General features: G+C 37.6%; 17 protein-coding genes. 4 read left to right on the plus strand and 13 right to left on the minus strand.

What is annotated here, in order from left to right:
- Positions 1 to 520: 520 nt before the first annotated feature.
- Positions 521 to 1615 (plus strand): YibE/F family protein, encoded by a 1095-nt coding sequence (locus tag J2Z23_RS15695; RefSeq protein ID WP_209974520.1) that lies wholly within the window; start codon positions 521 to 523, stop codon positions 1613 to 1615.
- Positions 1612 to 2382 carry a YibE/F family protein gene (locus J2Z23_RS15700; protein ID WP_057983390.1) on the plus strand — a complete coding sequence of 257 codons (771 nt, stop codon included), beginning with the start codon at positions 1612 to 1614 and terminating at the stop codon, positions 2380 to 2382. Before J2Z23_RS15695 ends, J2Z23_RS15700 begins: the two co-directional genes overlap by 4 nt.
- Before the next feature lie 176 nt (positions 2383 to 2558).
- On the opposite strand, the gene J2Z23_RS15705 is transcribed toward J2Z23_RS15700, so the two are convergent.
- The 4 genes from J2Z23_RS15705 to J2Z23_RS15720 all read right to left on the minus strand — a co-directional run bounded on the left by J2Z23_RS15705 (position 2559) and on the right by J2Z23_RS15720 (position 8087).
- Complete coding sequence (locus J2Z23_RS15705) at positions 2559 to 3656, minus strand: mandelate racemase/muconate lactonizing enzyme family protein (RefSeq protein WP_057983392.1); 1098 nt, start codon at positions 3654 to 3656, stop codon at positions 2559 to 2561.
- Between the two features lie 74 nt (positions 3657 to 3730).
- Positions 3731 to 5119, minus strand: coding sequence for a sulfatase family protein (locus J2Z23_RS15710; RefSeq protein WP_057983394.1), 1389 nt, complete (start codon positions 5117 to 5119; stop codon positions 3731 to 3733).
- Between the two features lie 12 nt (positions 5120 to 5131).
- Positions 5132 to 6097 (minus strand): 2-hydroxyacid dehydrogenase, encoded by a 966-nt coding sequence (locus J2Z23_RS15715; RefSeq protein ID WP_057983396.1) that lies wholly within the window; start codon positions 6095 to 6097, stop codon positions 5132 to 5134.
- Between the two features lie 481 nt (positions 6098 to 6578).
- Positions 6579 to 8087, minus strand: coding sequence for a DUF1846 domain-containing protein (locus J2Z23_RS15720; RefSeq protein ID WP_057983398.1), 1509 nt, complete (start codon positions 8085 to 8087; stop codon positions 6579 to 6581).
- Between the two features lie 180 nt (positions 8088 to 8267).
- On the opposite strand from J2Z23_RS15720, the gene J2Z23_RS15725 reads away from it, so the two are divergent.
- A complete protein-coding gene (locus tag J2Z23_RS15725; protein ID WP_057983401.1) occupies positions 8268 to 8885 on the plus strand; it encodes a YktB family protein in 618 nt (205 codons plus the stop codon).
- Positions 8886 to 8989: 104 nt separating this feature from the next.
- Here the strand turns inward: J2Z23_RS15725 and J2Z23_RS15730 are convergent, their stop codons facing one another.
- The 3 genes from J2Z23_RS15730 to J2Z23_RS15740 all read right to left on the minus strand — a co-directional run bounded on the left by J2Z23_RS15730 (position 8990) and on the right by J2Z23_RS15740 (position 12637).
- Positions 8990 to 10201, minus strand: a complete 1212-nt coding sequence (locus J2Z23_RS15730) for an MFS transporter (protein WP_238482802.1) — start codon at positions 10199 to 10201, stop codon at positions 8990 to 8992.
- A gap of 180 nt (positions 10202 to 10381) precedes the next feature.
- Complete coding sequence (hemG, locus tag J2Z23_RS15735) at positions 10382 to 11779, minus strand: protoporphyrinogen oxidase (protein ID WP_057995068.1); 1398 nt, start codon at positions 11777 to 11779, stop codon at positions 10382 to 10384.
- Positions 11780 to 11839: 60 nt separating this feature from the next.
- Positions 11840 to 12637: an ABC transporter ATP-binding protein gene (locus J2Z23_RS15740; RefSeq protein ID WP_064468431.1), complete on the minus strand. Its 798-nt coding sequence runs from the start codon at positions 12635 to 12637 to the stop codon at positions 11840 to 11842.
- A 135-nt stretch (positions 12638 to 12772) separates the two neighbouring features.
- Between J2Z23_RS15740 and J2Z23_RS15745 the strand changes: the two genes are divergently transcribed.
- Positions 12773 to 13057, plus strand: coding sequence for a hypothetical protein (locus J2Z23_RS15745; protein ID WP_209974498.1), 285 nt, complete (start codon positions 12773 to 12775; stop codon positions 13055 to 13057).
- A gap of 236 nt (positions 13058 to 13293) precedes the next feature.
- On the opposite strand, the gene J2Z23_RS15750 is transcribed toward J2Z23_RS15745, so the two are convergent.
- The 6 genes from J2Z23_RS15750 to J2Z23_RS15775 form a co-directional block, all read right to left on the minus strand.
- Entirely contained in the window at positions 13294 to 14205 is a 912-nt protein-coding gene (locus tag J2Z23_RS15750; RefSeq protein ID WP_209974500.1) for an endonuclease/exonuclease/phosphatase family protein, read from the minus strand.
- 42 nt (positions 14206 to 14247) lie between these two features.
- On the minus strand, positions 14248 to 15876 hold the full coding sequence (locus J2Z23_RS15755; protein ID WP_209974502.1) for an extracellular solute-binding protein: 1629 nt from the start codon (positions 15874 to 15876) through the stop codon (positions 14248 to 14250).
- Positions 15877 to 16277: 401 nt separating this feature from the next.
- Positions 16278 to 17978 (minus strand): extracellular solute-binding protein, encoded by a 1701-nt coding sequence (locus tag J2Z23_RS15760; RefSeq protein WP_209974503.1) that lies wholly within the window; start codon positions 17976 to 17978, stop codon positions 16278 to 16280.
- A gap of 300 nt (positions 17979 to 18278) precedes the next feature.
- Positions 18279 to 19172 (minus strand): carbohydrate ABC transporter permease, encoded by an 894-nt coding sequence (locus J2Z23_RS15765; protein ID WP_057983412.1) that lies wholly within the window; start codon positions 19170 to 19172, stop codon positions 18279 to 18281.
- Between the two features lie 13 nt (positions 19173 to 19185).
- A complete protein-coding gene (locus tag J2Z23_RS15770) occupies positions 19186 to 20079 on the minus strand; it encodes an ABC transporter permease (RefSeq protein WP_238456185.1) in 894 nt (297 codons plus the stop codon).
- Between the two features lie 373 nt (positions 20080 to 20452).
- Positions 20453 to 22084 (minus strand): extracellular solute-binding protein, encoded by a 1632-nt coding sequence (locus tag J2Z23_RS15775; RefSeq protein WP_209974505.1) that lies wholly within the window; start codon positions 22082 to 22084, stop codon positions 20453 to 20455.
- Between the last annotated feature and the right edge of the window lie 102 nt (positions 22085 to 22186).

Below are 22186 nucleotides of genomic sequence, written 5' to 3' on the forward strand. Positions count from 1 at the left end.
TTGATATATTATAATCATTCTACTACAACTTCCGCATATATCCATCCCCCTTAAAGTACTTGTTCAAAAAGGAGGATAAAAAGGACCAAGTCGGCTAAAAGCGCTGACGTCCTGTCAGCAACGCCGACACTAGTACATCCTGTACGTCGAAAGTTCGAGGCGGCGCAGCTTTGAGCAGCGGACTTGCACAGGATGTGCTGACTTCTACGTTGCCCACAGGACGTGGGCGGTTTTAGTAGAAGATCATTCTCCTGATACATGAGCAGCGGAAAAGCAAGCCAACGAAGAAATTCGCAGTGTCATTTTTACCGGACTTTTTGAACATCCCCCGTAAAGTACTTTATTTTTCCCTTCTTCAACACTACTTGACCAATAGAAATATCCCTGTTATCCTAGCTCCATTACTTCGTTGGAGTATCAGTTGAATCCTGCTCTTCTTATACACTATTCCAGAAGAATTATTGGGGGCTATGCTTTGAGAACCTTTGTACATAAGTGGAGAGCCATTCCACGAAAAAAAATGGTGTTTTATGCACTTTTATTTCTTTGCTTTATTACCTCCATTATATTTGTCCAACATAATCACTTCTTGTATGAACGGTCTATTGCCAAGGTGATCAAAGTCAAACAGGTTGAGAGCACGGACATGGTAGATATGTATAATAATCATGATAAACTTACCACACAACATATCATCGCTGAACTAAAAAATGGCAAGGAAAAAGGACAGTCCATTCATTTAACCAATGAATATTCGATTTCTGGTGCCTTTGATCAATCTTATCGTGTTGGTAATGAATTGTTTGTTTCCGTTGACCATGATCCGGACAATAAAAAACCATTAACTGGCGATATTAAAGATGTAAAGCGTGATCAATACGTTCTATTTGTCGCTTGGGTGTTTATATTTATTTTACTAATTGTTGGGAAGAAACAAGGCTTTTTTTCGATCATCAGTTTAGTCATTAATGCCCTTTTACTTTCCTATGCATTGGATATATATGTGCAACACCCTAATATCAGTTTACTATGGATCTGTGGAATTGCCGCCATTTTATTTACAGCGATTTCGTTACTACTTGTGAATGGTTTTAATGAAAAAACGTATGCCGCCATTCTAGCAACCTTATTCGCTACACTTCTATCTCTCCTGATCACCTATTTAGTACTGTGGTTGACGAATGAAAATGGTTTACGCTATGAAGAAATGCAATTTCTAACCCGTCCTTACCAAATGATTTTTATGGCTGGGTTGTTTGTAGGCTCTTTAGGCGCTGTGATGGATGTCGCCATTACAATGTCAGCTTCGATATTTGCTTTATATGAAACAAATAATGCTATTTCCGTAAAAGCTTTGAAAGCTTCGGGATTAGATATCGGGAAAGATATTATGGGAACGATGACCAATATTTTATTTTTCGCTTATATTAGTGGCTCGATCCCAATGCTAATTTTATATTTAAAGAATGCTTCACCTTTGGGCTTTTCTGTTTCTATGAACCTTTCATTGGAGCTAGCGCGCGCCTTAGCAGGGGGGATTGGCATTGTATTAGCGATCCCAATCGGTTTATATATTTCCATTTATTTCGTTCAGCGAAAGAGGAGAAGCTTATGAATGTATTTTTTTGTTTAGCGATTATTTTAGGTATTTTGATGATCATGATCGGTGGAACAAAAGGTGTACGATCTTTTCTGTCTTTATTTTTAAACTTTGCGGTAATGATTCTCATTGTCTTATTTATGACAGATCCAAATGCTAATCCAATTATTTTAACTTTAATCGGCTGTACTGTGATCAGTTGTATTAATTTGTTTTTTATCAATGAAGTGAACAGTAAGACCACAACAGCCTTTATTTCCACCGTTATCAGCATCGTGATTTTGTTAATTTTTATTGCAATTATAGCTGAAAAAGCTATGATTCAAGGGTTCAGTGAAGAAGAAATGGAAGAAATGGGCATGTTCTCCCTTTATATCGGTGTGGATTTTGTCAAAATAGGAGCCTCCGTCATCATTATGAGCACGATTGGGGCGATTACAGATGTCGCGATCTCGATTACTTCGCCAATGCGCGAAATCTTTCTTCATCATCCATCCATTAGCAGGAAAGAGCTATTTCTCTCCGGGCTAAGCATTGGGAAAGATATTTTGGGAACCAATACGAATACATTATTTTTTGCCTTTTTTGGTGGTTATCTTGCCTTACTTTTATGGTTTAAAGATCTATCCTACTCTATAGGAGAAATGATCAACTCCAAAGTATTTAGCGCCGAAATGCTCACGATCTTTTGCGCTGGCATTGGCATTGCCTTAATTATTCCTATTGCCTCTTGGCTAAATGCACATTATTTAATTAAAACTCGGGACAAAGCAGTGGATTAACATAAAAATTCAAACGGGAGAGTTTTAGGCGTATAGACTGGAGGCCATACGGTCGAGTTATAGGATCGTAGCTGTCTTTCCCTTCGTTCTTTCTACTTTTCATTCTAGTTTGCCTGCAATTCTCGGAAGGAACTTTCATCAATAAAAAACTCAGGCGTTGACCTGAGTTTTTTATTTTAACCGATTCTATATTCTGTCAAAACTTTATCTGTTAGTTTACAGCCTAATCCTGGTTCATCTGGTAGGGTGTAATAGCCGTTCACAACTTTGATCGGATCTTCCCAGATATCGGCAATCGACTCATAGCAATGCTCGACCATTGGTACATTCGGCGTTGCGGCTGCCAATTGGGCATGTAATTTCTGTTGTACATTTGTATGGGGGATCACTTCTAAGTTATAGCAACGAGCCAGTGCCGCCACATCCAACCATTCGTCAATACCTGATAGTTTTGTTGCATCTGCTTGCACAATATCAACGGCACCCATTTCGATATAATCACGAAAATCATATTTTGTGTAAATTGTTTCTCCAATTGCAATCGGCAGATCTAGTGATTGCGCTAATTCGGCATGAGCTTTTTTATCAAAGGGGTTCATCGGCTCTTCTAACCAATAAACATCTAATTCTTCTAGCTTGCGGCCCCATACCTTCGACGTTTTTAAATCCCAAACTGTATTGACATCGACCATTAGTTTTATATCATCCCCAATAGCTTTACGAACGGCTTTTACCCGTTTGAAATCTTCTCTTGGATCAGGTAATCCTAGCTTCATCTTCACCGCATCATAGCCTCGCTCCACTAATGCCGTCATATCTTTGATCAGTTCGTCTGTCGTCACTTGTAGCCAACCACCATCTGTGTTATACGCTTTCACTTTATCTTTCATAGGACCTAGATACTTCCATAAAGGAAGGTTAGCTACTTTTAACTTAATATCCCAGAAGGCTAATTCTACTGCACATAAAGCGACACGCGTAATCCCTACTTGCCCAATAAAATGATTCGTATAATGCAATTCACGTAAAACTGTTTTATACATAAGCGGATCTTTTCCAATAAGTTTCGGTGCATACGTATCATCGATAATCGCTTGTACAGCGCGTGTACCCTTTGTGTAATTCCAGTTAAATCCCCAACCGTTAATCCCTTCATCTGTATCCAACCGTACAGCAACAAATTCCACAGATTCTAATCTTGTTTGTGAATCAGTAATGGCTCGCTGTTTTAAAGGGATATCCAATAAATACGTCTCAACATTAGTGATTTTCATATCAAGCACCACCCTTTAATGAATTGACATGACAATGATTTGACAAAATCGTTCGTGCTACAAAATTGATTTGCTTATGGCTCTTCTCGAAATGCTGATTTTCCTTTTCCAGCTGGTCCAACAATATTGAGTTGGCCATATCCTTTGACAGCTTCATGTGTTCCATCCATTGCTGGGTTTACATATTGAAAAAACCAATCTTCTAGCTTTCTCTTCATTTCTATTAAAATATCTTGATAAGTTTGATTTTCGATTAGATTTGCCTTTTCGTCTGGATCTTTTGCCAAATGGTATAGTTCATGCGGGCCATATGGATAGCGATGAATATATTTCCATTCCTTCGTCCGAATCATTCGGACTGGACCATATTCATCATAAATCACTACATGATCATGAGGCTTCGCTTGCTTACCCTTTAATAAGGAGTAAAAGCTTTGTCCTGGAAGTTGGTCTGCTTCATCATTTTCCAAGCCGACATAATCTAATAAAGTTGGCATAAAGTCATACCCACTTACTAGTTCCTCACATACTGTCCCTATAGGTATATGCCCTGGTTGAGAAAATATAGCTGGTACCTTTACTGAAGTATCATACATATTTTGCGGGAAAGTCCCATTGCCTTTCCCCCAGATGCCATGGTGACCACAATTAAAGCCATTATCACTTAGAAAACAAATAAGCGTATTTTCGCGAATACCCATTGCTTCAATTTTTTCTATAATTCTACCAATCTGCTGGTCCATCGCAGTGACAGCGGCAAAATAACCTTTTAAGTTTTCCTTACGATTATCTCCCCAAGGAGCCGTATCAATTTGCCAAGGATGCTTTGGTTCGTTGGGAATGGATGAGAACGGACAATCCTCATATGAATCAACGATTTCCTGGGGATGACTATTAATCCAAGGATCATGAGGTGCTGTATAATGCACACTTAAATAGAAAGGTTGCTTACCTGCCTGCTCATCTAAAAATGCAATAGCATCGTCTGTAATTGCTTCCGTTATATATTTATCTTCTACAACTAATTTTCCATCGCGAATCATCGGGGCTCCGTAATAAGGTCCCCCACCAAATTGATGTACATACCAATGATGAAAACCTTTCTGCGGTCGGATACTATCTCCGAGATGCCATTTTCCACTCACTCCACAAACATAATCGTTTTCCGCTAATATTTCAGTATAAGCTGTCTGTCCTTCTAAATATTCAATCGCATTCTCCCCTAGATTTCCTTCTCGAATCCAGTCCTGGACGCCGTGTTGTGAAGGGATTCTTCCAGTCAATAAGGAAGCTCGCGCTGGCGAACAGACTGGTGATGTGCAAAAGAAATTGGAAAACCGCATTCCTTCTTCTGCTAGACGGTCTAAGTGAGGGGTGCGAATTTCCGGATTTCCCGCGCTTCCTAACGCCCATGCTCCTTGGTCATCACTTAAAATACATATAATATTTGGCTGTTTTTCCATCGTCTCTCTCCCTTATTTATAAACAGGATCGATAGCTCCTTTCCCTTGTAAAACGGATACAATATTTTGGGCAGCCCGCATCGCCATCGCCTCTCGTGTTTGTGCAGTAGCCGAACCAATATGAGGAACAGTTACAACATTACTCATCTCTAACAACGGATTATCTTTTTCTATCGGCTCTTTTTGGAAAACATCTAGCCCAGCCCCATAAATATCACCATTTTGTAAAGCTGTTATTAGTGCTAGTTCATCCACCGTTTGTCCCCGTGACACGTTCACAAAAATAGCGGACTTTTTCATTTGTTTAAACTCCTGCTCACCGAGTAAATGGTGCGTTTCTTCGGTTAATGGTGTTAGCATCACAACAAAATCGGCTCGACGTAAAAGATCAGGTAACTCACAATACTCTGCTTCATACTTTTTCTCTGCCTCAGGCTTCTGACTGCGATTATGATAAAGAACATCCATATTAAAGCCGAACTTTGCTCTTTGGGCAACCGCTTCACCAATACGCCCCATTCCAATAATACCAATTGTCGCATGATGGACATCTACTCCAAAGAAGAGAGCTTCATCTTTCACAGGTTCCCATTTCTTAGCTTTCACATATTGGTCAAGTTCAGCGATTCTTCTTGCTGTCGCAAGCATAAGAGCAATCGTTAGATCTGCCACCGTATCGTCTAATACATAAGGAGTGTTGGTTCCGATTACATTTCTTCCACGTAAAGCTTCTACATCAAAATTGTTATAGCCGACGGAAACATTACTTACAACTTTTAAATTAGGGGCAGCTGCCAATAATTCTTCATCAATTTTATGCCAGGCAGTTAATAATCCTTCTACATTTGCGATTTCCTGTAAAAGTGTTTCCCGTGGAATACGATCCTCTCCCCGCCATTCTTTCACTTCACAATGTTCTCTTAAGTATTGCTCCACTTTTTCTGGTACAGGTTGACTTATAAATATTTTTGGTTTCATCTTTAGCCTCCTAAACTTTCATTATTTGTCAAAAATTAGATGGGATGAATCAATTTCATGGTAGAGATTTTAGCATTCAAATCCGAACAACGTTGATTTACGCCCCAATCAACTAGTTAAGGAAATACATTGACTAACAATTCAATCTCCTTTAACAATAACATTGATTATTAATAAGCAATTATGAAATCGACTCGGGATATATAAAATAACTTGCCATCCCTAGCATCCTGTGAAGATCTGTGATTAGCACAAACCCAACCTCTCAGTAAAGGAAATGGCAAGTTCTACCTCTTGAATGATCAAGACTATATTATCTAGGTTAGCAGACTCTTCTTGCTTCTATCTCCAGAGGTCGGAATAACTAAAATGTTAAGTTGTAAAAGCGAATTATTGCCCCCTTAGGTAATTCGATCTTTTCTTTGCTAAAACAATTTAGTTCCGTCCTCTAGGAAATACTTGATTGGAACATAGGTTTTATTTAATTGTAATACAGGTTCTCAGTCAGATATACCGGGTCACTCGTAATATCGATACCGAGTTTTTTCAAAGTCTGTTCGTTTTCTCTATTTAAAATAACTGTCGAATGAGCTTGTGCAGCTTTTAGATTCGACAATTGATGATAAGCCAGTTGGGCAGTAGGATTGGTGACAGCACTGATTGCCAATGCAATGAGCAATTCATTGGCACTTAATGTTGGCACTCTACTGTTTAGACCATCTGTCTTTAAACCTTGAATAGTTTTCAATATCATTGGTGCTAATAGGTCAATTTCATCTGCAATATTGGCTAGGGACTTCAAACCATTTAGAATCGCAGCTGCTGAAGCATCCATCAAAGGTGTAGTTCGTCCAGTGATAATCTCGCCGTTCAATAGTTCGATTGCAATCACCGCTTGCGGATTAGTATTGCCAATCTTCTTTTGTATCGTTTTTGCGTAGTCGCGAGCCGGTAATACAGGAGCTCGATCCTCTTTTTTTAAATCACTTTCCTCTAAAATCACTTGAATACGACGCAAGGTTTCCTTGTCAGCCAGTCCTTTTTTATAGTCGTTTTCTACAGCGAAAATTCGCCGGATGATTTCTTGCTTAGCAGCTTCTTGGATAACTTGATCATCGATGATTCCTGACTTAAGTCGATTGACACCCATATCGGTTGGCGACTTGTAGATGGATTCTTTATCAGTAATTTTCTCTATAATTCGTTTAATAACAGGGAATGTCTCAATATCACGATTGTAATTAACCGCTACTTTTCCATACGCTTCATAATGGTAATTATCAATCATATTGACGTCTTTCAAATCCACTGTAGCAGCTTCATAGGCGATATTCACAGGGTGCTTTAATGGCAAATTCCAAACAGGGAAAGTTTCGAACTTTGCATAGCCTGTTTTATTTCCCCGTTCATGTTCATGGTACATTTGGTTTAGGCAGGTCGCGAGCTTTCCGCTTGCCGGACCAGGTGCGGTTACAACTACAATCGGCTTCGTCGTTTCTATATAAGGGTTTTTAGCAAATCCTTCCGCACCTATAACCGCTTCTACATTCGTTGGATAACCTTCAATAGCGCGGTGAGTGTATACTTTGATACCACTTCGTTCGAGCTTTGCCATAAACATTTGGGCATTCGGTTGTTCCCGATAACGAGTGACTAAGACACTGTTTACAGAAATGCCGTACCCCCGATATTCATCGATTAAACGCAGAACGTCTTGGTCATATGTAATACCATAGTCTTCGCGAACTTTATTTCTTTCGATGTCACCAGCGTACACACAGATGATAATTTCCGCTTTTTCTTTTAGTGTAGCCAGCAATTTCATTTTTGCGTCTTCATCAAATCCGGGCAAAACACGTTTCGCATGTTTGTCCCCAATTAATTTTCCACCGAACTCCATGTACAGCTTATCAAAATGCTGTACCCGTTCTAAGATGTAAGAAGATTGTTCTTGCAAATATTTCTCCGAATCAAATCCAAGTTTTCTCATTTTGCCTTCCGCTCACTTTCGATGTTCTAAATACTTATTTTACCTTTCTTAAGGTTGTTCTACAATCAATTGAAATCTTTTCCTATAAAAGATCGTTCATGTATACTAGTAATAGTGTAAATGCTAAGTTACATATTGCCATCACGCTTCTAGCGTGAAATCACTGAAAGGAGCATATACATGGTATTTAAAGGGTTTGAACAGCAAGACTTTGATACTTTTTTAATTCATGGTCTAGATGAACGAATGGAGGCCATTCAAGAGCGAATTCAACCAAAATTTAGAGAGATTGGGGACACTTTAGCAGCTGATCTATCTGCAATGATTGGTTCAGAAATGTTTTTACATATTGCCAAACATGCCAGAAGAACTGTCAATCCCCCGCAAGATACATGGCTAGCGATTGCAGCCAATAAACGTGGCTATAAGAAACATCCCCATTTTCAAGTCGGATTATTCGATGACCATGTTTTTATCTGGTTAGCCTTCATTTATGAATTACCGAATAAAGATAAAATGGCGCAAAACTTTTTGGACCACCTGAAGATGGTCCATGAAACAATTCCCGCGGATTACATGATTTCCCAAGATCATATGAAAAAAGATGCTGCCCCTTTACATGATCTCGATTTAGAAAAAATTTTAACTCGTTTTCGTGACGTGAAAAAGGCGGAATTCTTAATTGGAAAACATATCGCACCAACTGATCCGCTTTTAAAAGATGGAGATCGTTTTTTAGCTTTTACAAAAGAAACATTTGAATCACTTGTGCCATTATACCATTTGGCATATAAATAAAAATAGGCTAATGGTGATTGAGATCATTCTTACTTGCAGAAAGAAAATTTCATTCAGTAAGAATGATCTATGCTATTTAATTTAATAAAGAAAAGATAGTAAAATTATACTGACGTGCTTAGTTCTTTTTTCGAACTTATAAAAAGCAGATAACTTACCATTAATAGAATTCCGCTTCCTACAAGGACAAGTGGAATCACGAAGATTTTCGGTGAATATCCCTGTACCCAAACAGGTAAAACATAGCCTATTAAAGAGGCCATTTGGAATAAAAAGACATAGAGACTAGAACCAAAGCCAATCTTTGTATGGAACATCCTTTGCACATACCCCATCGCTACCCCATAGAGCACCGAGACAAAAAAGGAATAGAGCGGTTGTACAAGAAAGAAAACGAACAATGGTGGGCTTGAGCTATAAATCATATAAGTAAGGGCAGCACAGATACCCCCGAGCACAAACACTCGCTTACTCCCATACTTCATGGCCCAATAACCTGCAAAAGTCATAAATAATAACTCAAATACCGCTTGAACACTCCATAAATAAGACATTAAATAAGGCTTTTCGAATAAGTCAACGACTACTAGTGGCAAATACAATCCTCTTAAAGAATCGGCACAGCCGAATAATAATAGAGCGAAGAGCATGATCAGTGAAAACCGTTCTCCTTTTGTACTTGTGGCCTCTTCTCCTGGTGCATTTTTATATTCCTTGTAAAATAAAAGTAACAGAAAGAGAAATAAATATCCTGATAAATTTCCAATTAGAACTCCTTGAAAATCAGCAAACATATATAAATTGGCACCAATTAATAAACCGGTAAAAAAGCCAACACTCATCATTGCACGTAACCAGATTTGGGCAATTTCAAAGATATTAGGCGCCATTTTCATGAAATGATTCCGTGCCATCGCAAAGATTTGCCCCATAATTAATCCTGATGGTGCAACGGTAATGATCATTCCAAGCAAAGCTTGTATAAAAGTATCCGCTTGCATATATATCATTAGGCCAGACATACAAAGGAGCAAGGCAATTAATGGTAGTGGCTTTTTTCGTTTCATCTTATCGCTAATAATTCCAACTAAAATCGTGATTAGCATATTTAACAAGACAGAGACAGAGAAAACGGTTGCAATTTCTCCTTTCGACAAACCAATTCCTTCACTCATATATACCGCATTCATTGGCGAAAGAATCCCTGTACCGATTCCATAAAGAAAAATACCTAAGATTAAATACCATGCCCCTTGTATTTGAAAGAAACTACGAAAGTCCTTAAATATTTTCATGGAGTCACCTTTTCCCGTCATTAAAAGGATTTTAAAACTACGAGCTAAACTATCTCTTTAACAAGAGGCTAGGACAAAAATGTTTTCACCAAAGATAATACCGAACTACTATCGTATATATAATCCGGATATACACTTCGCTAAGATCATACATTGTTCACCTAGAGGATTAACATTTTGTTATGTCCCAGCCTCCTCATATTAAATTTCAGCCTCTAGTTGTTCAATCAAATATGTCGCTGTTTCAATTCCATTGTTCATACAATCTGGAATCCCGACACCAAAGTAAGAACAGCCAGCAAGCTTTACTCCTGGATACGTGGTGGCTAAAACCTGCTCAACCTCTTCAACAGCTTGTTGGTGGTCAATCTGGTAAGTCGGCATGTTTTCCATCCATTTTGTTATATCAAAAGTGACAGGAGCAGCCGTAATCTGTAAGCTTTTCCGAATATCTTCTTGGGCTACTTTAAGAAGTTCTTCCTCAGATAAAGTTTTTAATGTTGCGAAGCTAGGATGACTACTTTTATAAAACAATCGTACAAGTAAATTTCCTTGGAGTGACGTGTGAAGCCATTTCCGACTTGTCCAAGTACAAGCATTACAGGAAAGTTCTTCATTATTTGCTGTAATAAAGCCTGTTCCCTCTTCCGGTAAAAGCGCATCTGGTAAGTCATATCCCATATAGACACTGATCAAAGAACTGGTTTTAAATGAATGAAACTCTTGCTCAATTGTGGTTTCGCTAAATAAAGCCTGTGAAGCAGAGGCTGGAATAGCCGCAATGATATAATCTGCCTCCACTTCCTCATGATTTGTAAAAGAAATGCGATACCGCATTCCCGCTCTGTTGATCTGGTTAGCCTGATAGGAAGTAAAGATTTCTACATTATCTAGTGCTCGCGCCATTGCGTCTATAAGAGTCCCTAAACCATTTTCAAAAGAAAGAAACTTTTTGTCTCCATTACTTTTAAATTTTTCACGGTTCATTTCAAGACCTTTCATAATGCTCCCGTATTTTTCTTTGTATTCAAGTAAATAGGGCAAGGTTGCGGAAATCGACAAATCCTCCAACTTTCCTGAATAAACACCAGATAAGACAGGAGAAATTTGTTTTTCCACCATTTCATCTCCTAGATAATAGCGTAGGAAATCACCGATAGAGTCATTTTTCGAAAAAGTATGATCTTGCAAGTAAAAGTCCTTTAAGGCTTCCACTTTTCCAGCATCGGAAACTAGGGAACTTTTCGCCAATGATTCTATCGTTGCCGGTATACCAAAAATAGAATCAGCTGGAATTGCCCCTAATTGACCATCCACATAAATAAAAGACTGACCTGTAGCGTTATACACAACATCATCCTTTAAATCAAGTTCCTCAAACCAATCTAATTCCTGTAGCTTACGGGTTACAATCGAATCTGCTCCTGTTTCCATAATAAAGTCATGATCTGTTCTAGTACGTATTTTTCCTCCCAAAGCTTCTTCCGCTTCCACTAAAATCAATCGTACATTCGCTTCAGAATTCTTTTTCCATTTATGTAATGAATATGCGGCAGATAAACCTGTTATACCGCCACCAATAATGACTACCGTCTTCATCTCGTACACCTCATTTTGCATTGAATTTCTGCTTTCAGTGTACCATATTCACCAATAATTTTAGATATTTAACGGTTTTTTTACAGAGACCCAAGGACGCTCATCCGCCCAATGAACATTTAAGTTTAACTTAAATGTCTCCGATAAAAGCTGATCTGTTAATACTGATTTTTTAGGACCCTTCCCGATAATCTCTCCTTCACGTAATAGTAATACATGTGTGATTTCTTCGGTCAATTCCTCAATATGATGTGTGACATACACGACATGGCATTGTTGTTCTGTTATCTCTCTGATTAATAGTAAAATCTCTTCTCTTGATAAAATATCGAGGCCAGAACAAGGTTCATCGATAATCAACATTTTGGGGTCATTCATTAATGCTCTGGCAATCAACACTCTACGTTTTTCTCCATGAGACAAATAACGATAGTCTTTACCTTTTAAATAATCGAGGCGAAATTTCCTGATCAGTGCATCCGCTTTCTCCCAAGCTTCCGCTGGGACCTCTTGATACAAACCAATGGAGGCAAATTTTCCGCTTACAACAATTTCCTCAATTGTTTCATAATCTAGTGTTTCTGAAAATCTTTCTAGTGAACTACTAAAGATCCCTAATTCGTTGCGCAGATTAGGGATATATGAATTGCCGAATTCATACCCTAGAACATTCACATCCCCAGTAGTGGGAAATTGATAACCAGCTAAAATATTTAATAATGAGGTTTTTCCTGAACCATTTAATCCTAGTACTGCCCAGTGCTCTCCTTCTTTTATCTCCCAATCAATTTGATTTAAAATCTTGCGGCCTTCCCTACGCCAAGATACATCTTTTAAAGAAACCAGTTTCTTCCCCATGTAAAACACCCTTTCATTCCCCAAGCATTTATATAATAGTTCTCATTATAGCGAATTTACAAAATGATTTGAAGACAAACCCATTTAAAACATTCGCTTGAGAAATAAAACAATTCGTGGACCAGTCGCTTATATTTGAAAGCTAATTTTAAACTCTTGATTATTTTTTCACGGGCTATTGGGGCTTCATATCGCTATATTTACGGAGAACATCACAGACAATTACGTTCCTTAGGAAAATTACTATTATTATCTTTTTCTATGGATGGAGGAGCCGCTTGGGTCACGAATTTCTTTCAAATTGGCCAACATTGTGTTCTTAGAGAAGTTTTAGCATTCAACTCAAATTGCCAAAAAGCTGTTTCTAGAGGAGAGCTAACAACACAAATTCAACTCAAATTACCTAAACACTGTTCTTAAAGGAGCTCTAGAAACACAAATTCATCTCAAATCACTAAAAACAATGTTCCTAGAAGAAGTCTAGGAACACTTATTTAATTCTTATCACTGAAATGGTATTTTTACAGTAGCTAACAACATCGAATTTTATTCAAAGATCGATAATGGGTTTCTGGAAAAAGCGCTCTTCTTCTCTATTAGAATAGGATTCTCTTATGATTCTAATTTGTATTGAGCTCGCAAAGCCTGCACGACTCCTATTTTCCCTGCCCATTATAGAACGGCTTCTCTTTTTTTAATATAAAAGTTGAAACAATGGGCAAATGATCGGATACAGATGTTGTGACGACTTCCGCATTCTCAATTTCTATATTTTTGTCAGCTAGAATAAAATCAATTCGACTGCTTGGTGTTTTGATCGTCTCTCCTGTTTCTGGGTCTATCCATGGGGCGGGGAAAGTAAATGCCTCATCCATCCCTTTCTCTGCAAAAACATCATGGAATCTTTCTGTCAGTCGTTCCATTTCCGGAAAGTTAGCGCGTGCATTCATATCGCCAACAATGATACTATTTTTTTGACTAGCATCGACAATGTCAATCATTTCCTCTGCACTAATTAATCTTTCCTCATCTTTCAAACCTAGATGTGTACTAAAGAAACGTAGATGATTCCCTTTGACATTAATCACAGCTTCTAGAAGTCCTCTTTGTTCATTATTAGCACCCGGCACAAACACGGTGGTCAGATGATGATTTTCATAATGCAAAATCGGATATTTACTTAAGATCGCATTTCCATATTGGCGGCGGGGATTTCCCTCTTCTGTTGGTTCAAGATCAAGATTAGCCCCATATACATAATGCATTCCTAAATCTTCCGCAAGCCATTTTGCCTGGTCAACAAAATTACTTCTTGATGACCAATGTTTGTCCACCTCTTGCAACCCAATTATATCTGCACCAGATGTGCGAATGACTTCAGCTGTTCTCTGCAGATCGACCACACCATCTTGTCCTCTTCCATGGGCAATATTAAAGGACATGACCTTAAGTGGAATTTCTTTTCCTTTTGCATGAGAATTTCCTCTCGCATCTGCTGGCAGTGCAAGAGACGAGATTAAACCGATGAACAATAGTAGCTGGAATACATATTTCAAAGCTCTTTTCATCTTCTATTCTTCCTCCTTTATAAACTACAAAACAGTGAGTTTTTAATTGTCCTTATAGCGTTCATAAGCTGACTTTTGAATTTCCATATATTCTTTTAGGCCCATTTTCTCTACTTTTTTAACATACTCATCCCATTTTGCTAGTGGTTCTGTACCTGTAATAAACTTATCCTGCATTTCATCCACATATTTATGAATATCTGCTTGTAAACTGGATAATTTATTATTCTCTTCCACAGTATAAGTAAAACTCGGCCAGACTTCTTCCAACATATTAGGCCTAAGTATTTCTGCAGCTTCAAGAGATTGTGGTAAACTTTCAGAGCCTTTAAAGGTTTCTTCTCTAACAATACCTGGGTACCCTCCACCGATCCATGTAATATATTTGGATAACTCCTGTTCCATTGTTAATCCATCAGGGCTATTTGTAATTTTATCTACATATTGTATATCCCCATTTTCATCTTCTTCAAAGGTTTCTCCTTCTAATCCCATAAAAAACAACTTGGCTCCCTCTTTACTATAGAAATAGTCCATCCATCTTAAAGTAGCAGGAATATGCTTGTTTTCACTTGTTACGACAAACCCGCCCATATGAGCTAATGGAGAAGTCGCTTTGTGATAAGTATTTCCAGCGGGTCCTTCAAGCGCCGGAAGTGCTACAAACTTCTTCCCCATTTCCTCTCCATAAATTGTTGTCGGATTTATAATCACAGTGCTCCCGTACAGTCCTTCCGTCCCCATACTATAGCTCTGATTTTGTTCAATACTATAAATATTTTCTTGAATTAATCCTTCAGCATAAAGCTTATTAAGATACTCTAGCAATGCTTTATAGTCATCAGCAAGAGGATAAAAACGTAATTCTCCTGTATCGGGATCTTCATCCAGATAAGCATGCATGGACCCTCTATTCCCAACGCCGAATGCTCCTTTTAAAATATCGCGCATCCCCAAAATATCCGTTGCCCCGAAAGGAATTTCATCATTTTTTCCATTTTCATTTAGATCTGTTTCTTTTACTGCCTTGAGGTATTGGTAAAAGTCATCAAGTGTTTCTGGCATATCCATTTCTAGCTTTTCCAACCAATCCTGTCGAATCCATCCTTTCGTACTTAATAAAACAGATGTAAATTCAGGATCATAAATAGTTGGGAGCGAATAAATATTTCCATCTGGGAAAGTAATTCCTTTCCGTATGTCAGGGTATTGGTCCAGTAAAGCTGTTAAATTCGGCATATACTCTTCGATTAAATCATTCATTGTTATAAAAACTTCTTGCTGTCCATATTTTAATAAATCTTGATTAGGCATACTCATTGTGTAAAATACATCAGGTAAAGTTCCACCAGCCAGAGTGAGATTTCTTTTTTCTTCCCGGCCATCATATGGGACTAACTCCCAATTAATATGAATATTACTCATTTCCTCGTATGTTCTCCAAATTAAAGTTTCATTGTATTGATCAGAAGCTAAAACAAACTTCCCAGCCATGAAATTAAGTGTAATTGGCTCATTCACAATTGGCATGCCAGTTTCATTAAAGTTTTCCAAAACCTTATCATTTATTTCTGGTGGCTCAGGTCCTGAAGATTTTTTTCCATTACATGCGGTGAAAATGAAAATAAAAGACATCATCAGCAAAACATATAATATCTTTTTGTTTTTCAAAAATTTATCCTCCCTTGTAAATGACCAATTCCTTATTCTACCTCACTCCTTTATCCATCACCTCCTTTATATCATGGATGTAAACAGCAACTATTTCGATAAAAAGAGAAAGGATAATGAAACAGAGCGAGTCTTTAAACAAGGCACTCCCCTTTAACTCCAGAACGGAATATCATGGATGTTCATGTCTAAAGCTGCTTTCTTGCTTCATTATCCTCAAAAGCAAATGACTATTCTGACTAATCCAGCTCATAATGCCTTTCAAGAAGGATTGTTGTAAAAGTGGACAATGATGATTAAACTAACGAAATGTTTAAACCAACCACTATATCCTCCCCCAGCTATTACATTATTTCATCTTCACTTCAAGCCTTCTTTTATATAGATAAAATGAATGGCTATTATCTCTCAATTGCTTTAATCTTTATATCCATATAATCTTCTAAACCCATCCGCTCCAAGTTCTTAACATACTCATCATATTTCTCTAGTGGCTCGGTTCCAACAATAAATTTGTCGCGCATTTCAACAACATACTTTTCGATATCTACGCCAAAACCACTTAATTTATTTGTTTCCTCATTTGTATGGCGAATAGTCAGCCATGGTTCTTGAACCAGATCTGGTGCCAATAATTCTGAAGATGCCATTTCATCAGGCTTACTCTCTGCCCCTTGAAAATATTTTAGAGTAGTCATGGAAGGGAAGCCACCACCAGGGAATGTTAAATACTTTGCCCATTCCTCCTCATTAGACAAGCCTTCTTTACTATTTAAAATATGTTCCATGTAGACGGCGTCACCGTTATCATCTAGCTCATACGTTTCACCTTCAACTCCCATAAAGAATAACATCAAGCCTTCATCCCCATAGAAATGGTCGATCCATCTTACAGTAGCTTCAGGATATTTATTTTCACTCGTAATAAGAAAGGCCCCAGGATTTAATACGGCATCATAAAGCGTGGTCCAAATTTTATCGCCATGTGGGCCTTCCAACTGAGGCAAACTGATATACTGTTCACCTAGTTTTTCACCCATAATCTGCATAGGGCTATACCAAATAATACTGCCATATTTCCCTTCATTTTGATTTGCTAGATATTGCATATGATCAATGGAGAATAGGTTTTGTTCAATTAATTCCTCGCTATATAATTTATGGAGATATTCAAGAAACTCTTTGTATTGATCTGATGTTGGCCAAAAACGATAATCACCAGTTTCTGGGTCCAAATCCATATAGCCCCCAGCAGACCCTTTATTGGCTAATCCAAACGAACCTCTTAAATAGGAAACTAATGGATCAATATAGGGAGCGCCATACGGAATTTCATCTATTGCACCACCACTTGGCCCCTCTTCTTTAACCGCTTTCAAATATTGATAGTATTCTTCTGTTGTTTCTGGAATGTCCATTTCAAGTGACTCAAGCCAATCTTTTCTAACAAATGGTTTTGGTCCCATCCGATAAGAAAGAAATTCCGGATCAGCCATTTGCGGGAAACTATAAATATTCCCATCTGGCATTGTTAATGCTTCCTCTATTTCTGGATATTTCGCCATCAATGCTTTAAAATTCGGCGCATACTTATCTATTAAATCATTCAGTGGGATGAACACACCTTGTTCTCCATATCTCATAATATCGGTTAAAGGCATAGAAGCGCTATGAAATGCATCAGGCAGATTCCCGCTGCCAAGAGCAAGATTCCTTTTTTCTTCAAGACCAGAATGGGGAACCATTTTCCACGTAATATTCATATTTGTCATTTTCTCATATTCATTGAATACTAAAACATCATTCCAATTTGGATTCGTAGCAGGGGCTTGACCAGCGAAAATTTCGAGTTCTATTTCTTCATTTACGATAGGAAATCCAGTTTTATTAAAGTTAGAATTCTCTCCATCGCTCGGTGCTGTAACATCATCATTTTTATTACAAGCTGTAGTAAATAAGAATATGAAAAGGATTAGAAACACTGTAATTTTATTTTTCAATCGATATTCCTCCGCTTCTTCTACAATTGGTGCATCTAGCTCAAAATCTAAACAATTAAATATTTCCTTCTCATTCAGGATTATCGTTCGTGAAAAAGCCATTATAAGCACGGTACTTTCCTTCTTTGGACTGTCGAAGGTTTCCCCTTATCAGGGCATTATGAAAGGACAGAATTTAAAATAGATAACTTCTGTCCTTTTTAAAATTTTGAAACGTACCACCAATCTATTAAGATATGTAGTTCGTTTCTATACATATAAACTAAATGGATCCCCCTTAATACTTGCTGCTAATTTCATATTCGTATGCATTAGAAAAAAGGATAATGAAACATTAGGAGCAGGTCTATGGATATTCATCTCTAAAGCTACCTTATTGCATCACTATCCTTAAAAGGCAAATTATTCTTTCACTGATCCAATTAATACACCTTGCACAAAGAAACGCTGTAGGAATGGATAAATAATTAATAATGGTAAAGAAGATACCATAATCACCGCGTATTTAACCAAACTAGCTGTTTTAACTTGTTCAACTAATGATTCCATTTCCCCAGGTCCGCCTCCACCATCTTGGCTAATTTGGGCGATAACCAAAATTTGCCTTAAAATTAGCTGTAAAGGATACAACTTTTCATCAGACAGGTAAATCAAAGCTGTAAAATATTGATTCCACAGACTTACTCCATGGAATAAAGCCATAACTGCGATAATTGGCATGGATAGTGGCAGAACTACTTTGCCGAAGATATAATAATCTGAAGCTCCATCAATTTTAGCGGCTTCTACTAGCTGGTCAGGAATGGTTTGTTGAAAAAATGTCCGGGCAACAAGGATCGACCAAGCGCCTACCACACCTGGAATGACGATCGCCCAAACGGTGTCTACCATGCCTAATGTTTTAATTACGAGATAAGTAGGAATTAACCCTCCATTAAACATCATTGTAAAAAGGATGATCCATAAAATATATTTTTTCCCCATCACTTCTTTTCGTGATAACGCATACGCACAAGGTAATAACACAATTAAATGAATAATTGTTCCTAAAATCGTATAAAAAATCGTGTTCCGGTACCCAAGCCAGATCGCATCATTCTGAAAGACTCGTTTATACCCTGCAAAAGTGATGTCTACAGGCCAAAGCCACATTTTCCCTGTACTAACCGCTGCTGGATCACTTATTGATGCACTTATCACAAATATAAGTGGGTACACAATCACTAATGTAATAAGCCCAACAAATATTTTATTAACTATATCGAAAGTTTTATCAGATAAACTAAAATTTCTCATTTTTGCTCCCCCCTTACCACAAACTGTTATCGCTTACTTTTCTTGCAATTTGGTTTACCGTAACAAGCAAGATAATATTAATAACAGAGTCGAATAAACCAACCGCAGCAGCGAAACTATATTGACCTTCTAATAAACCTGTTTCATAAACAAATGTTTGGATAATATCGGATGTTTCCGAGTTCAAGGAGTTTTGCAAGAGTAATACCTTTTCAAAACCAATAGCCATAAAGCTACCAATATTCAAAATAAATAAGATTACAATTGTCGGTAAAATTGCTGGGATATTAATGTGTAGAATCCGTTGGAATCTTGTAGCACCATCCACCTTAGCCGCTTCTAAGAGTTCTGGATTCACACCTGCAAGTGCAGCTAAATAGATAATGGATCCCCAACCAAGACCTTGCCATTCACCAGACCATACATAGATATGTCTGAACCAACTTGGACTTGTTAAGAATTGGACGGAATCGCCACCTAATTTCTCAATTAGAAGGTTGATAATCCCCGTCGTAGGATCCAAAAAGGCAATAATCATTCCGACCACTACAACAACGGAAATAAAATGTGGGGCATAAGTTAAAGTTTGCGTCCATTTTTTAAATGCACCATTCCGGAGCTCATTTAACATTAATGCGAAAATAATTGGTAGTGGAAATAAACATAATTGATACAAACTGATAATTAAGGTGTTCTTTAATAGCCTCCAAAAGTAATAGGAATTGAAAAAGCGTTCAAAGTGTTCAAAACCAACCCATGGACTCCCATTAATCCCCATCGTAGCAAAAAAGTCTTTAAAAGCGATTTGCACCCCATACATTGGGATATAATGAAAAATTACAAAGAAAAGTAAAGCTGGTAATAGAAATGTATATAATTGCCAACTTTTAAGAAAGTTTTTCCACATTCGCGAAAAACGATTTTTAGGTATGACGACATGATTGTGCTTGACCTCAGCATGTTTCACTTGCATACAAGTCCCTCCTTTTTCTTAAGAAAAACGCGTGCACCTATTTAGCGGTTTACAAACTTGGAGTAAATGTTGTTAAACAACTAAAAATGCCCTCTTGGCTAACATCCTGTTTCCTCAGATAAAAGAATCCACAGGTGAATCGTTGTTGAATTACGGATAAGTTTGCTAGGCGCTGAGCTGGACACCATCTTCATCCAGTCTCTAAGCAATGAAAATTTTTTATACTTTAATGCCTCTCATTAAAAAGGAAAGGGTTGTTCTAAAATAACCTGTTTGCTTCGATACAACCCTAACCCATTCTTCAATCTTAGTTGCTCTTATACCTTTTATAGGCTGCTTGTTGAATTTCCAAGTATTCTTCTAACCCCATTTTTTCAACTTTGTTGACATATTCATCCCATTTGGAAAGAGGTTCTGTACCGGTTATAAATTTATCTTGCATTTCATCCACATATTTATGAATATCTGCTTTTAAACCAGATAACTTATTATTTTCTTCCACTGTATACGTAAACTCTGGCCATACTTCATCTAACATATTTGGCTCTAGCTTCCCAGCAGCTTCAATCGATGACGGCAAACTTTCTGCTCCTTTAAAGGTTGCCTCTCGAACAATTCCTGGATAACCGCCACCAAGCCAAGTAATATATTTCGATAATTCTTGCTCCATTGTTAATCCTTCAGAGCTGTTTGTAATCTTTTCTAAATATTGCAAATCACCGTTTTCGTCGACTTCAAAGGTTTCTCCTTCAATTCCCATAAAGAATAATTTTGCTCCTTCTTCACTATAGAAATAATCTAACCATCTAAGTGTTTCAGGTATGTGTTTGTTCTCCTTCGTTACAACAAAACCTCCCATATGGGCGAGCGGTGATGTTGCTTTGTTGTATGTTTTCCCTGCTGGGCCTTCCAGTGCCGGTAGCCCAACGAAGTTTTTCCCCATTTCTCCATAAATCGTTTCTGCACTCGTGATCACAGTACTTCCATAAAGGCCGTCCGCCCCCATACTATAACTTTGGTTTGCATCAATTGTATAAATATTTTCTTGAATAAGTCCTTCTGAGTAAAGTTTATTTAAAAATTCTAATTCTGCTTTATAGCCATCAGAAATGGGATAAAAGCGGACATCTCCTGATTCGGGATCTTCGTCAATATAAGAGTGTTTAACACCCTTATTTCCAATTCCAAAAGCCCCTTTTAAAATATTTCGTAAATCTGATATACTTGTCGCTCCATAAGGAATTTCATCCTGTTTGCCATTTCCATTAAGATCAGTTTCCTTCACCGCTTTTAAATAATTATAAAAATCATCAATTGTTTCAGGCATATCCATCTCAAGTTGTTCAAGCCAATCTTTACGAATCCATCCTTTTGAACCTAAAAGTACTGAAGTAAATTCAGGGTCATAAATAGTCGGGATTGAATACATATTGCCATCAGGAAAGGTAGATCCTTTACGAATTTCAGGATACTGCTCCAATAACGCTGATAAATTAGGCATATACTCTTCAATTAAGTCATTCATTTTTACAAAAATCTCTTGCTGACCATATTTCAATAAATCTTCATTCGGCATTGCCATTGTATAAAATACATCAGGCATTGTTCCCCCAGCCAATGCCAGATTTCTCTTCTCATCGCGCCCATCACTTGGCGATGTCGGAACTAACTCCCAATCGATATGAATATTACTCATTTCCTCAAAGGTCTTCCAAAGTAAGGTCTCATTATAATTCTCAGCAGATAAAGGTGATTTTCCAGCCATAAATTTAAGGGTAATCGGCTCATTTACAATCGGCATCCCAGTGGCATTAAAATTTTCTAGATCCTCTTCTTTTATTTCCGGTGTTTCGGGACCTGATGACTTTTTCCCACTACAAGCTGCTAAAATTAACATAAACGACATTAGCAGTAAGAATATGACTTTTTTATTTTTCAAGATTGACCCTCCCTCTATATAATTAAAATATCTTCAAAATGCTCTTGTTTTCTTAGAATTTCTTAAACATCCAATTTGGGTTTGGATAGTGGGGGTGGAGTG

Source organism: Lederbergia galactosidilytica, assembly GCF_017873565.1.
Lineage (GTDB): Bacteria > Bacillota > Bacilli > Bacillales > Bacillaceae_C > Lederbergia > Lederbergia galactosidilytica.

Excerpts from the sequence above, each read along its gene's own strand:
- J2Z23_RS15695 (WP_209974520.1), top strand. The coding sequence starts at position 521 with ATGGTGTTTTATGCACTTTTATTTCTTTGCTTTATTACCTCCATTATA.
- J2Z23_RS15700 (WP_057983390.1), top strand. The coding sequence starts at position 1,612 with ATGAATGTATTTTTTTGTTTAGCGATTATTTTAGGTATTTTGATGATC.
- J2Z23_RS15705 (WP_057983392.1), bottom strand. The coding sequence starts at position 3,656 with ATGAAAATCACTAATGTTGAGACGTATTTATTGGATATCCCTTTAAAA.
- J2Z23_RS15710 (WP_057983394.1), bottom strand. The coding sequence starts at position 5,119 with ATGGAAAAACAGCCAAATATTATATGTATTTTAAGTGATGACCAAGGA.
- J2Z23_RS15715 (WP_057983396.1), bottom strand. The coding sequence starts at position 6,097 with ATGAAACCAAAAATATTTATAAGTCAACCTGTACCAGAAAAAGTGGAG.
- J2Z23_RS15720 (WP_057983398.1), bottom strand. The coding sequence starts at position 8,087 with ATGAGAAAACTTGGATTTGATTCGGAGAAATATTTGCAAGAACAATCT.
- J2Z23_RS15725 (WP_057983401.1), top strand. The coding sequence starts at position 8,268 with ATGGTATTTAAAGGGTTTGAACAGCAAGACTTTGATACTTTTTTAATT.
- J2Z23_RS15730 (WP_238482802.1), bottom strand. The coding sequence starts at position 10,201 with ATGACGGGAAAAGGTGACTCCATGAAAATATTTAAGGACTTTCGTAGT.
- hemG (WP_057995068.1), bottom strand. The coding sequence starts at position 11,779 with ATGAAGACGGTAGTCATTATTGGTGGCGGTATAACAGGTTTATCTGCC.
- J2Z23_RS15740 (WP_064468431.1), bottom strand. The coding sequence starts at position 12,637 with ATGGGGAAGAAACTGGTTTCTTTAAAAGATGTATCTTGGCGTAGGGAA.
- J2Z23_RS15750 (WP_209974500.1), bottom strand. The coding sequence starts at position 14,205 with ATGAAAAGAGCTTTGAAATATGTATTCCAGCTACTATTGTTCATCGGT.
- J2Z23_RS15760 (WP_209974503.1), bottom strand. The coding sequence starts at position 17,978 with ATGGCTTTTTCACGAACGATAATCCTGAATGAGAAGGAAATATTTAAT.
- J2Z23_RS15765 (WP_057983412.1), bottom strand. The coding sequence starts at position 19,172 with ATGAGAAATTTTAGTTTATCTGATAAAACTTTCGATATAGTTAATAAA.
- J2Z23_RS15770 (WP_238456185.1), bottom strand. The coding sequence starts at position 20,079 with ATGTGGAAAAACTTTCTTAAAAGTTGGCAATTATATACATTTCTATTA.